This window comes from Halanaerobium hydrogeniformans, assembly GCF_000166415.1.
Classification (GTDB): domain Bacteria; phylum Bacillota; class Halanaerobiia; order Halanaerobiales; family Halanaerobiaceae; genus Halanaerobium; species Halanaerobium hydrogeniformans.
The window spans coordinates 2449171-2462191 of sequence record NC_014654.1; the positions used below are offsets into that span (position 1 = coordinate 2449171).

Sequence of the window (13021 nt, forward strand, 5' to 3'; positions counted from 1 at the left end):
CCTTTCTCTTCTGTTTTTAAATAGTTTAATATTAATTATGGTTTAAATTTGAAATCATTATTTAAATAAAACAAGTAATCTTTTTTATAGTCTATATCTTTTAAAATTTCTGGATATGAGCAGCTGTAATTATAAACTTTTTCCGGCATCTGTTGAAAAAGATTCTTTAGTCCACCTCTACCTTCTAATTCAAATATATTACTAATTAAATAGCTTTTGATTATCACAGGGTGTCCTTTTGCACCTTTATATTTAGGAAGTAATATATCAGGATTTTTATTTAAAAACTCATTATATATCTCTTTATAAATTTGAGCACCTATAAACGGTTTATCAGCTAAAGTAAATAAGATATGTTCTGTATCTAAAGAAAGATCTTCTAAAGAAATTTTTACAGAAGTCAAAAGTCCATCTTCATATAATGAGTTATCGATTATAATTATTTTATCAGAATTTAGCTCAGATTTATATTTATTATTTAAGTATCCATGAATTTTTTCTTTTTCAGCTCCCACGATTATTCTAAGTTGGTCATCAATAATATCTGCAGCTAAAAGATTATCTATTACCCTGCCTAAAATAGTATTGTTTTCTTCCCAGGTCAAAAGTTGCTTTAACTCACCCATTCTTTCTGCTTGACCTGCCGCTAAGATAACTGCTGTTAACATAATAATAACCCCTTTAATCTTGCTTTTTAACCCAAACTGAATAACCATCTGCCATTGTACCTTTGACAAAAAATTTACCATTACCATCCTGATCTGTTTTTACTTCTTTTTCTACATGACCGGTGTAATCATAGTATAGCGTTTCAGCTTCCCCTGTATTAATAACTTTTTCTATTAACTCACCATTATCATGTTGAGTTATCATCATTACCAGTCCACTTCCAGGGTGATTATCATCACCTGTTCTGATATAGGAGTATGTATTTTTATCATTTGATTCGCTTTCATATGGCTCACCATGAGCAAATTTTTTGCGTGCCTCTATTAAATTATCAAGCTTTTCTTTAAGACCATGATTATGATAATCTTTCCAATATATTGTAGGTACTCCTTCACGGCGCATAAGAATATAACAGTAAGCCTGAAATTTACGATCCATTATTGGCTCAGTTCCATATTCATTATCCCCATCTCTATCTGTGTCATGATTATCTACAAAGGTAATTGCCCGATGACCATAACCATCTTTGTTAACAAGTCCTTTTTCCCCAAGCCATCTCATGTCTAATTTACCATGCATTAAATCGATAAAGTTTTTGCGGAGAGGAAAATCAAAAACATGTAATCTATCCTGACCCACAGTTTCTAGATAATCGATCAATACCTCAGCATCATTAACCCAGGCTTCACCAATATAAAAAAGCTCTTTGTCTGTGCTTTGAGCTGTCTGCTCAACAAAATCATATATCATTTGATTATCTACGTGTTTGCTAGCATCTAAGCGAAAACCATCAAAACCAATTTCATTGACAATCCACTTACCCCAGTTTAGCACATCTTCTTTAATAATATCATTTTGATAATCCATATCTGCTCCCATTAAATAATTCTCTCCATATGAATCATCCCATTCTTTGGTATGAAATAAAAATTTTTCCGCTCTCTGAGTTCTCTCATCCCAATCTACTCCATCAAAACATTTCCAGCCCAATTTTAAAGAACTATAATTATCACCCCGTCCCGGAAAATTAAATTTTGTCCAGACTTCTGCTTCAGAACCATCTTTCAACTCTACCAGCTGTTTTTCATCAGCACCTAATCTATGGTTTAAAACAGCATCATATAATATTTTTAAATCATTTTTGTGAAGTTCTGCTATTGCTAACTCTAATTCTTCTTTAGTCCCATATTTTGTTCTGACACTTCCTTTTTGGTTAAATTCACCTAAGTCCCATAAGTCATAAGTTCCATAACCAACATCATACTGGCCAGCTGCCCCTTTATTTGCCGGGGGAAGCCAGACAAAATCAAATTGTGATCTTTTAATTTCTTCAGCACTATCAGCAATAAGAATCCATAAATCATTTTCTTCTGGGTACTGCTCAGCATATTCTTCAGTTCCCATTTCCCAGTAAAAAGCCTGTAAAATTATTGGGTTTTGCATTATTTAGCCTCCTAAATTTTGGCTGTGTTATATTTCTTTTATTAAAATTTTAAATATTTGGATATTTTTATTTTATCATATATATAGAAAAAATAAATTAAATTGAGCAAAAAAAAGAAAAACCCTCTAAAAAAGAGGGTTGATTTAATAAGCCCCGACTATAATGTCGGGGCAGGTTGTCAGTTTATACAGTTTTAAACTCTATAACTTTACAACGTTTTCAGCTTGTGGACCACGATCGCCTTCAACGATTTCAAATTCTACTTCTTGTTCATCTTCTAGAGTTTTGAAACCTTCGTCCTCAATAGCTGAGAAGTGTACAAATACATCGTCTCCATCTTCTCTTTCAATAAAACCATAACCTTTTTTCGCGTCAAACCATTTTACTTTTCCTGTGTAAATCATATTAATTTATTCCTCCTAATGTTAATTCTATATGGGTTAATCATAATTATAATCGACCCATTGCTGAAATTATACCATAAGCAAAATTGTATTTCAAGCGAAAAAATTAACTGCTTTTTTCTTCACTCTCAAAAGTTTGCCTATCTTTAAACTCCTCCTTTTTCCCCCTGTTCCACTCTGATACAGGTGAAAGATAACCTACAACCCTTGAATAAACCTCGCATTTTTGTTTTTTAGCCATTATTAGCCTCCTTTTATTGGTAAAGTTACATCAAATCCAAATATTTCACTTCTATGGTTAGTTAAGGTTTTTTTAGTTTCTAATTCTAACCACCGATAAATATTTTTCAGCTATTTTTTTAAAGTTCTTTAATTCAGCAGGAGAAAAAGATCTTCTATTTTTAAGTTTTGGGTCTAAAGTGTTGACTGCTTTAAAATTTTGAATATAATATCTATCTGCCCCCTGAATGATTTTAGCTATTTTTTCAATTTCTCTTTTATCATGCCAACCTGGAACAACAGTTGTTCTAAATTCATAGTTGACGTTAGAGTTTAAGATCAAAGAAAAAGTCTTCTTTAGTTCAGGTACTATTTTTTCTGAACTTAAATCAGAATATTTATTCCAGCTCTGTTTAATATCAACTGCCAGATAATCTATTAAATCTTCTTTAATTAATTCTGCAATTGTTCTTTGGTTACTGCCATTACTGTCCAGTTTGATTTTTAAATTATGTTTTCTTTTTATTTTTTTAATAAAATTCTTTAAATCAGGCTGTAAAGTTGGCTCACCACCACTAATTACAACTCCGTCTATCAACCCTTGTCTTTTATCTAAAAAATCAAAGAAAATTTCTTCAGGCATATTTTCTTTTTCTGCTTTATTATTGATTAGCTGACTGTTATGGCAATATCCACATTTAAAATTACATCCCCTTGTAAAAACAACTGCAGAAATCAGATCTGGATAATCAATCAGTGAGGTTTTTTTTAACCCAGCCAGTTTCAATTTTATCAAGCCTCCTGCTCAGATTCAGATTCTGCTTCACATTTGGGACAGTAATAATGTTCTCCTGCTAAATATCCATGTACTGGACAAATACTAAAAGTTGGGGTTATTGTATAATATGGAAGTTGAAAATTCTCGGCAATTCTTTTAACCAATTTTTTGGTGCTTTTTATTGATGGCATTTTTTCCCCTAAAAATCCATGTAACACTGTATTATGAATAAAAACTAGAGTGTTTTTACCTGCTAAATAATTATGATTCAGCTGGGTTGTAAGGTCATAAAATTGATTATCTTCAACGTCAATTTTAGTAATCTCTTCGACCATTACAACAGGTAATTGACGTTTTATTTTTTGAGCAAGTCTATCATTTGACTGTTCAACTTCGTTATTTTGAATTTTTCTTTCTAAGAAATCAAAATGAGGAATTGTTATACTGTAATGATTTTTCTTTTGCTTTTCACAAAGACTTTTTTGAATCATAATCCCAGCCATTGTGAAAATTTCCAGAATATCATCTGCCATTTTTTCTGAACAGCTTTCATATCGGGCACTGCCATTAACTGGATCTACTTCTCCTCTTCCATCTATCAGACCAAAAAGTAAGCTATAGACATTTTTTTGTGTCAACTGTTCTGTAATTGTTTTAGAAATACCTTTATTTCTTTCTTTTGCTCCTTCATTAAATCCATAATCAAAAAGGAATTTAACCGCTTTTTCTTCTTTTGTAGTTAAGTGATATCCATTATTATTTTTTCTATAATTTATAATTTCACTATCTGCATCAAAATATTTTTCCATGATTTGTAGAACTTTTAAGATTATTTTTTTGTCATCAGCAAAAATATTTATTTGATATTTATTACTTCTGTTTTCAGCTTGAGAAGTTGATTTACAAAGGCTAATTACACCTCGATCATAAAAATAGCCTAAAAACCACATCAAATCTTGATCCAATTTAGAATAAATATCCGGGTAAATGTTATAGTGATTTTGTAATATATAATCTCCCTTTTTTAACTGATCTGCTCTTTTTTCTGTAATCTTATATTTTTTATCTAGGTTTTCTCCACTTAAAAATAATTTATTGTCGATATCTTTAACTAAGATTTCATTATCATCTGCAGATTTTAAATTTGCTAAAGCTACCTTTTTTTCTGTTATAGGCTCCAACACAAAAAATGGATGCCAGTCACTTGTAGTAATATCAAGATCTTTTTCAGCTTTAATTCTAATTTTATCATGTCTGCTAACATCTATGGCAACTGCATCAGTAATTAAATCCCATTCTGATCTATGATACTCTTCATTATAACTTAAGGCCATAATAGGCTTTAAATTTTCATAATTTTTAACGATCTCTTCTATTTTCATTAATCCTTTATCAGTTAAAACCTTATTTCCTTTCTCAATACAGCCTCCTGTATATTTAGACTGCAGTTCATCCTGTAATTCAAGGGCAGTAAATATATCATCTGTCAAATTTACAGGTAACTGAGTAGAGTTTGTATAATAAGGATCTGCACCTTCGTTAATTACCCTGTCCTCATTTGCAGAAATAATGCTGTCACCAAATTTTTCTTTATCAAGTCTGGCAAACCTATATGCTGTTCCCTCAGCAGGAGTAGCTTCTAGATTATATAAATTATCAGTTTTTTCCTGATATTCCTGTAGTTTATCCCGCATTGCATCCATCACTTCTAAAGCAAACTTTTGTCCATCCTGGGAAGCTATATCTTTATCCATAAAATTAAGTAGAGCCTCATTCATTCCATTTAATCCTATTGTGTTGAAATGATTTTTCCAGTATTCATCAAAACGTTTTTTAACATCTCTTAAATAAAATTTAGAATATGGATATAACCCCTGTTCTGTAAGATTTTCAAGTACTTTTCTTTTGATTTCAAGACTGTCTTTAGAAATATCCATTAATCTATAGACACGATTGATAAAATCAGCTTTATCTGCCGCCAAATATCCAATTCTTGGCATATTTAAAGTAACCACTCCTATACTTCCTGTCATAGGATTAGCGCCAAATAAACCTCCCCCTCTTTTGCGCAGCTCTTTATTGTCAAGACGTAATCGACAACACATAGAACGAGCATCTTCGGGATTCATATCTGAATTGATAAAGTTGGAAAAATAGGGAATTCCAAATTTTGCAGTCATCTCCCAAACGGGATCAAGCACCGGATTATTCCAATCAAAATCATCTGTAATATTATAGGTAGGAATAGGGAAAGAAAACATTCTGCCTTTTGCATCACCATCCATCATCACTTCCGCAAAAGCACGGTTAAACTTATCCATTTCCTCCTGGAATTCTCCGTATGTTTTTGATTTATATTCTCCTCCTATAATTACTGACTGTTCTTTTAAATAATTAGGTACTTCAAGATCCATAGTAATATTTGTAAAAGGAGTCTGAAATCCAACCCGGGTAGGGACGTTCATATTGAATAAAAATTCCTGCATTATTTGTTTAACTTCTTCATAATTAAGATTATCATAAGCGATAAATGGTGCCAGATAGGTGTCAAAATTTGAAAAAGCCATTGCCCCTGCAGCCTCGCCCTGGAGCGTATAATAAAAATTTGTGATTTGGCCTAAAGCTGTCTGAAGATGCCTGGGTGGAGAACTTTCAATTTTTGTTGGTACACCTCGAAAACCTGTCCGTAAAAGATCTTCTAAATCCCATCCACAGCAATAGACACTCAGGTTTCCTAAATCATGAACATGCAAATCACCGTCTTTATGTAATTTCTCTATTTCATCTGAATAAATTTGCTGCAACCAGTACTGACCTGTTACCTCTGAAGCAATAAAATTATTTAAGCCCTGCAGAGAATAGCTCATATTAGAATTTTCATTAACTTTCCAGTCACTTCGATCTAAATAATTATCCATAATATTTACAGCATCTGCAAATAGTTTTTTGGTATCACGAAGTTTAGAGTGCTGCTCTCGATAAAGTATGTATGCTTTTGCAACATCGGCATAACCTTTTTCTATTAATACTTTTTCTACTAGATCTTGAATTTGTTCAACCTCAACTATCCCGCCATCTTTGAAAAATATTTTAAGATAAGAAATAACTTCTGAACAAATTTCATCTCCAATTTTATCATTATTGCTTTCTACAGCTTCTGCTGCTTTAATTACTGCAGCTTTAATTTTATCAGAATTAAAATCTACTTTTTTGCCGTTTCTCTTTTTTACATATTTTAAGGCCATCCTTATATCCCCCTATTTATAAAATAAACATTTGTTTACAATGACTGTAATATTTACTTATTCTTGACAGAATTAATATTTCCTGCGTCAAAAACAAAAAAGAAAATCCCTTCCGAAAAATATCGCAAGGGAGTCATAAGAGCAAAACTGAATTTAATTATCTTTCACCCCTCTCATATCCCGTGAGTATCTGGTGATTAAATATGGCAGGTCTTCCGGCTTGGTTTGCAAAGCAGACCCTCTTCCCGGTTTCCCAGTGAGATAACAGTCTTTTTTTAAACCTTACGGCGGCGGGACCGCAGAGGACTTTAACCTCTTTCCCATTTTAATGCAATTATTAATTTTCGTTTTAAACACCAAAACAATAATTACAACCTATATTTAATAATATTAAATTTTTAATTGTTAGTAATTTCCTAAAATTTCTTCCAACTTATCTATATCTTATAATATTTGTTATCTAAAAAGCAAATTAAGTTTGCTTTTTTAAAAAATTATAAGATAAATGACCTTAACAATAATTGAAGTACACCAAAAATTCCTCCAAACCATCCATATTGTTTTAATTGATTAAAATAATGGCCGGCAAAACTATTAAAAGTGCTTTCAATTTCAGCAGGATCCATTTTTCTTATTTCAGCAGAAGTTAATTCTTTTAATTCTAAGCTCTCAACAATTTTTTCAGAATTAACAATTAAACTATCTATTCCACTCTGCAAAAATAGTTCTAATAAATAATTTAAACTTTCTCTGTCCATTTCCTTTTGTAAATGACTTATGAAATCAGACACTAAAGCTATTGTTTCTTCAGCTATGCTTTCGAGCGTTTCTTCTTTTTCCAAAATTGCACTCAAGTTATCTATAATTTCATTTATTGATTGAGATGATATAAAATTTCTTTCTGCAAAATTTAAATTCTCAGTAAAATTAAGCCATGTTTTTTCTGCTTTTACAAATTGATTATTATTAATCAGGTATTTAAATTGATTTTTTATTTTTTGATCTGAAAAAATATTTTTTAGATCAACTAAAAGTTTTAATTTTTGTTCAAGGCTGAATTGATTTTTTATAAATTTTTCTAATTCAATTTTGTTTACTTCAAAATTAAAATTAAATAGCTCTTTTTCTTCACCTTTAAGCAAAGCTTGACTAAGTTTTTCTATTTCAGTCTCATTTAAAAATATAAATGTATTTAAAAAATCTTCACCTTTAGCAGAATTAAAGAAATAAGTTGCTGAAGATGAAAAATCAAAGCTGCTTAAACTCTCAAAGCTTTTCTGCTCGAGATCTTTTAGATAGCTTTCTAAATCATTTTTTATATTTTCATCTTCTTCTGCAAAGAATGCTGGCAAATAATGATTAAAAATTCTTTTCCCAACTGCATCAATAAAGCCATCCAAATCAGCCATTAATATTGCTCCAGAGATAAGAGTGTTTTTAAGAATCCCACCTTTTTTAGCTTTCTCAAACTCTATTAACTCATCTTTTTTAAATTTTAGTTTCTGCAAAATATTCTCTTCCTCTTTATATAAAAACTCTGTGGCTGTTCCAAAGAGATCATCTTTATTTTCTTGTAAATAAGAAAAAATAAGATCATTTAAATCTAGCTTTAAATCAGTTCCAAAAAGTTGTGGGACAAGATATTTGGCAAAAGGAAAAATCTTTTTATCACTGATAATTTCTTTAAAACGATGAGAGCTTAAACTCAAAGTATATTCCCCTGCCAAAGCAGTAGATACTTTCTCTAATGAAAAAATATCCTGTCCTATCTGAGCAGTGGAAAAATTAATATTTTCTTCCTTTTTATTTAAGAATTCAAGGCTTTTTTCCTCTAAACTGATAATTTTAATTTCATTTTCTAGAACATTAGCAAGCTTTGTATTGATATATTTTTGCAAATCTGCGTTTCCTTTGGCTTTAGGAATTTGCTCAAGCGAAAAATTAATTAACTGTTCTGCTATTAAACTATCCTTGTTTTTTAACAGGCTGAACAAAAGCCGATAATCCTGCTCTTTAAAATACTGCAATCCTTTATCGGTTATTTTAGCCCTATTATTTTCTAACAATTCTGCAGCAGAGTTTGCCTTAAGAAGTTCTTTTTCTACAAAAGATCCCATAGAATCAGCAAATCTATTTCTATTTTTAGCCACTACTCCTGGGGTAAAAGGCATTTTAAAAGAAGCAATATATTTTTCCTGATAGGGGTTAAAAATCATCCAAATAGCTAATACATTTGTCAACCAACCAACTCCACCATATAAAACAGCAGAAGATACATAATCAACCCAAACTGGAGATGCAGCCATCAAAGCAGCCTCAACACCTGTTAGGTTGAATATCATTCCAGCTGCAGCCCCAAGTAAAGCTCCTAAATAAGTGATAGGTTTCAGTTCTTTACCCATGAATTCCTCAATTGCTTTTTGTACTTCCTGATCAGAAAGTTGATTAAGATTTGCAGAAGCTGTTTGAGCTATACTCCCTTCAACTATTTCTGGTAGATAATTGTATAAAAAAGCACATAGCTCATCAGTTAGTTTAAGAATATTTTTTTTATCTTTAGAAAAGTCTTTATATAAATCTCTAAGCTCCTTATTTTCTATTTTACTTTCTAAATCTAAAAATCTGTTTTCTAATTGCCCAGAAATTATTTCAGTATTATTTTTAATGAATTTGTTTAGATATATCAAGGCATTTTCATTAATATATTTAAATAAAGAATTAATAAATTCATAATTATTTTTCAAATTTTCTAAGATCAAATTTTCAAGATAATCAGCTTTTAGAGAAAAATCTTCTGCTTTAATTACCTTTTCTAAAGGCAAACCAAAAATATTTTCTATAAATAGCTTTAATAATTCTGGATCTGAAAGGGTGTTTTGGATAAATGTAAAAAGCAGATTAAATAATTTACTTTCAAGATTCTGGTTTTCAAAAAAATCTTGAGAAAATATTTCTTCTAAAGATTTAGTGTTATTTTCTTGTAAAAAGCTAAAAAAATAATTTTCAATTTTTTCTGTTATACTATTTACTTTGATAAAACTGCTAAATTGAGATAATTTTTTATTTTTAATTTCCCGGATTAGTTTTTCACTAAGACTATTATCTTTAGAAATCGAATTATTTATATAATTTATTATTAATTCAGTCGGACTTCCATATTCATCCATGTTTTCTTGATATTTATTATAGATAGCAGAGCGACTCATTGCTTTGAATCCACTATTTAATTTAATTTCTTCTTCAACTGCTGTAAAAATCATTTCTTCAATTTCATTTTCATGATTTCTAATAAACTTAATTATTTTTGCTTTGCTATGAACAATGATTATATCAAGATCTTCTTTTAAGCTTTTCTCTAGTTGTGGAGATATTAAATCATCTATTATTAATTCGGATTTTTCTATTTCGATTTTCAAATTAATAATAAATTCATTAATAATATTTTTGAATTTATTTTCTGTAAAAAAGTTTTCAAGGCTTCTTTCTTCTTTAAATATTTCTTCTATTTTTATTTTCTTTATTTTTTTAATCAAATTATTGCTTAATTTATTTAAATCAACTAAACTTTTAAGGCTTTGTTTTAAATCAGCTTTATCCTGATCAGAAGCATATGCTCTATTTAATTCTAAAGAAAATGCTTTTAAAAAATCACTTAATTCTGCTTTGCTTTGTTTTGTTAATAAATCAGATATTTTTTCTTCTTTTAGTTCTTGATAAATATTAATTAATACTTTTTTCAATAGATTTTTATCTTTAATTTCTTGAATAAAATCAAAATAAAAGTTCTCAATAATTTCATTTAAGCCCTCTTGACTGAGCAAATCATCTATTTGATGATTCTGGGCCAGCTCTGAAGTTAAACTAATAAAATATTGGGGAAGCTTTTCTGCTAAATACTTTGTGCTAAGCTGATAATTATTTTTCCAGGCTGGAAAATCAGATAATTTTTCTTGATTGCTGCGTTGATAAAGATGGAACTTAAGTAGATCTTTAACTGTTTTATTTAAATTTTTTTTAAATTCTGCTTTAGAAAATTCTTCTTTTAAAGTGTCATGATTAATAATATCTCTTTCTACTAACTGCGAAATACTCTTTATAAATTCATCTCTGGTCTTTATAACTACTCCACCAAAAGGACCATATTTTTTAAAAATCATTTTCAATGCTAAATTATTTGTTAAATAACCAGTAACAGCACCCGTACTTGCTGCAGCTAATATTGCTGGAATATCTAAAAGCATAATCATATCCTCCTGTAATGATAATCATTTTTGATATCCACAATTCTGGATAAGTTGTTAATAAGTTCTTGGTTTAATCCACAAAATTTGTTGATTAGATGTTGACAACTGTGGATAAAACACCTGTTTTGTTATTAACTTGTGGATAACCTCGCTTTGTAAGCTTATTTATCCCCTAATATAAGCTTTTTAATGAATTCATCGCTAAGCTCAGGATCAAAAATCTTACCCTTATAATTTTCTATTTCTTCAATTATTTCTCTGTTCGTTAAAGAAGCAAAATAATATTTTTCTTTTGTAAAAGGATAATAAAGGTGGTTTTTAAGAGCATCGAAAAAATTAACAAGCACAAAGAGTCTATTTAAATAAGAAATATTTTTGCCCGTTAAACCGTCAGGATATCCACTTCCATCAAAATGCTCATGGTGATGATAAATCAAATTATAGCTTTCTGCTAAATCATGATATGAAGCAACAAAAATTGCTGATTTATCAACATGTGTTATATATTGTTCCCACTCCGATTTGTTTAAAGAAGATCCTTTTTTTAAAATATTTTTATTAATTGCCAGTTTTCCAATATCATGAAGTTGTGCTAAAAGCATAAATTTTCTACTTTCTTCACTGTTAAGATTAAATTCTACTGCTGTTTTTTTGCTTAATTCCAATAAATTACTACTGTGATGTAGATCATTATAATTATTTTTTTCTACAAAATTAAGGTGGCTTTTATAAAAAACACTTTTTTGACTATTTCTCATATTGTAGTCAATACTTTTTAATTTAATAATAGTGCTATTAAAAATATCGCTTAAACTTTTTTGGTTATTATCATTGCATTCTATTAATACTGAAATATCAAATTCAATGTGATCTAATTTTATTTTTGAAAATTCTTTTTTTAATTCTTCAACTACTGAAATGACTTTATTCTTAGAAGTGCTTTCTAAAAGCACTGCAAAATAAGCATTTTCAATAAAGACTTTAAGAGTACTACTTTTTAAAATTTTATTGATTATTTCAACTAATTCTGTCAATAATTTTTCTGATTTTTCAAATCCATAAAAATTTTTATATAAATTAAAAGAATTAATATTAATAAATATTAATGAAAAACTCGAATCTTCTTTTTGCTCCAAATGTTTTAATTTCTTAACAAAATAATCTTTGTTATAAAGGCCAGTTAAAAGGTCATGCTCTAAACAGTATTTTAATTTTTTCTTTTGTCTCTCTATTTCACTGATATCAGTTAATGAGCCCACTATTTGCTTTACCCTATTATTTTTAATAATAGGATAAAGATTTATATCCCAAATTCTTCGTGAACTAGAAAATACTAAACTACTTTGAAAGTTAACTTTTTCTTTTTTCGTTGCACAACGTTTAATGTTTTCTTTTAACTGATCTGCTATTTCTGATGAAAATATGTCATCTGATTTCTGTTTTTTAAGATCTCTGTTATTATAACCTGTTAATTCCAAACAGCTTTGATTCATTCTTTTATAATAAAAATTATTTTTTTCATCTAATTCAAGTAGAAAAATAGCATCATTATTATAATCGATTATTTTTTGATAATCTTCTAATATTTTTCTGTTTTCAGCCAAATTTTTAACTTTTTGTTTTTGTTTTATAGCAGTCATTCTTAAAGAATTTATAAAACTATCACTATTTGAAACCTTTGTTAATACAGCATTAAGATTATTTAATTGATATTCCGATAAATTCAAATTATCATTCTCTTCACTGATCAATATGATACTGGAATAAGAAAACTCTTTCTCAGCAAGCAAAGCAAAATCTAAACCCGAAAAAATTCCACTTAAGTAATTTTCAATAATTAAAATATCGATTTTCCGGTTTTGATAAAGAAAATTGATAGCTTGAGAACTATTATTAAACTCAGCTACCAATTTAAATTCAAACTGCTCTTGAGAGCTATTAATCTTGTTTAAATATGATTTAACTTTTGCCCTTTCAATTAAATCATTTATAATTATAACTACTTTAAGCACTCTGAA

Annotated in this window: 7 protein-coding genes, 1 pseudogene and 1 riboswitch; all 8 genes and pseudogenes read right to left on the minus strand. The window is 29.1% G+C overall.

Features of this window, described 5'->3' with window-relative positions:
• Positions 1-35 precede the first annotated feature (35 nt).
• Complete coding sequence (locus HALSA_RS11450) at positions 36-668, minus strand: nucleotidyltransferase family protein (RefSeq protein WP_160143075.1); 633 nt, start codon at positions 666-668, stop codon at positions 36-38.
• 13 nt (positions 669-681) lie between these two features.
• Positions 682-2112 carry an alpha-amylase domain-containing protein gene (locus HALSA_RS11455; RefSeq protein WP_013406711.1) on the minus strand — a complete coding sequence of 477 codons (1431 nt, stop codon included), beginning with the start codon at positions 2110-2112 and terminating at the stop codon, positions 682-684.
• A 201-nt stretch (positions 2113-2313) separates the two neighbouring features.
• Positions 2314-2514, minus strand: coding sequence for a cold shock domain-containing protein (locus HALSA_RS11460; protein WP_202943531.1), 201 nt, complete (start codon positions 2512-2514; stop codon positions 2314-2316).
• 109 nt (positions 2515-2623) lie between these two features.
• Positions 2624-2746, minus strand: a pseudogene (gene nrdD / locus HALSA_RS12830) (anaerobic ribonucleoside-triphosphate reductase); the annotation flags it as partial.
• Between the two features lie 84 nt (positions 2747-2830).
• Positions 2831-3523, minus strand: a complete 693-nt coding sequence (locus HALSA_RS11470; RefSeq protein WP_013406713.1) for an anaerobic ribonucleoside-triphosphate reductase activating protein — start codon at positions 3521-3523, stop codon at positions 2831-2833.
• Positions 3524-3528: 5 nt separating this feature from the next.
• Positions 3529-6759, minus strand: a complete 3231-nt coding sequence (locus HALSA_RS12695; protein ID WP_013406714.1) for a ribonucleoside triphosphate reductase — start codon at positions 6757-6759, stop codon at positions 3529-3531.
• A 188-nt stretch (positions 6760-6947) separates the two neighbouring features.
• A riboswitch (cobalamin riboswitch) is annotated at positions 6948-7135 on the minus strand.
• A 118-nt stretch (positions 7136-7253) separates the two neighbouring features.
• Positions 7254-11000: a DUF445 family protein gene (locus HALSA_RS11480; RefSeq protein WP_013406715.1), complete on the minus strand. Its 3747-nt coding sequence runs from the start codon at positions 10998-11000 to the stop codon at positions 7254-7256.
• 164 nt (positions 11001-11164) lie between these two features.
• Positions 11165-13015 (minus strand): HD domain-containing phosphohydrolase, encoded by a 1851-nt coding sequence (locus HALSA_RS11485; RefSeq protein ID WP_013406716.1) that lies wholly within the window; start codon positions 13013-13015, stop codon positions 11165-11167.
• Positions 13016-13021: the final 6 nt, after the last annotated feature.

Coding starts and splice junctions, on each gene's coding strand:
- HALSA_RS12695 (WP_013406714.1), bottom strand. CDS start 6,759: ATGGCCTTAAAATATGTAAAAAAGAGAAACGGCAAAAAAGTAGATTTT.
- HALSA_RS11455 (WP_013406711.1), bottom strand. CDS start 2,112: ATGCAAAACCCAATAATTTTACAGGCTTTTTACTGGGAAATGGGAACT.
- HALSA_RS11480 (WP_013406715.1), bottom strand. CDS start 11,000: ATGCTTTTAGATATTCCAGCAATATTAGCTGCAGCAAGTACGGGTGCT.
- HALSA_RS11450 (WP_160143075.1), bottom strand. CDS start 668: ATGTTAACAGCAGTTATCTTAGCGGCAGGTCAAGCAGAAAGAATGGGT.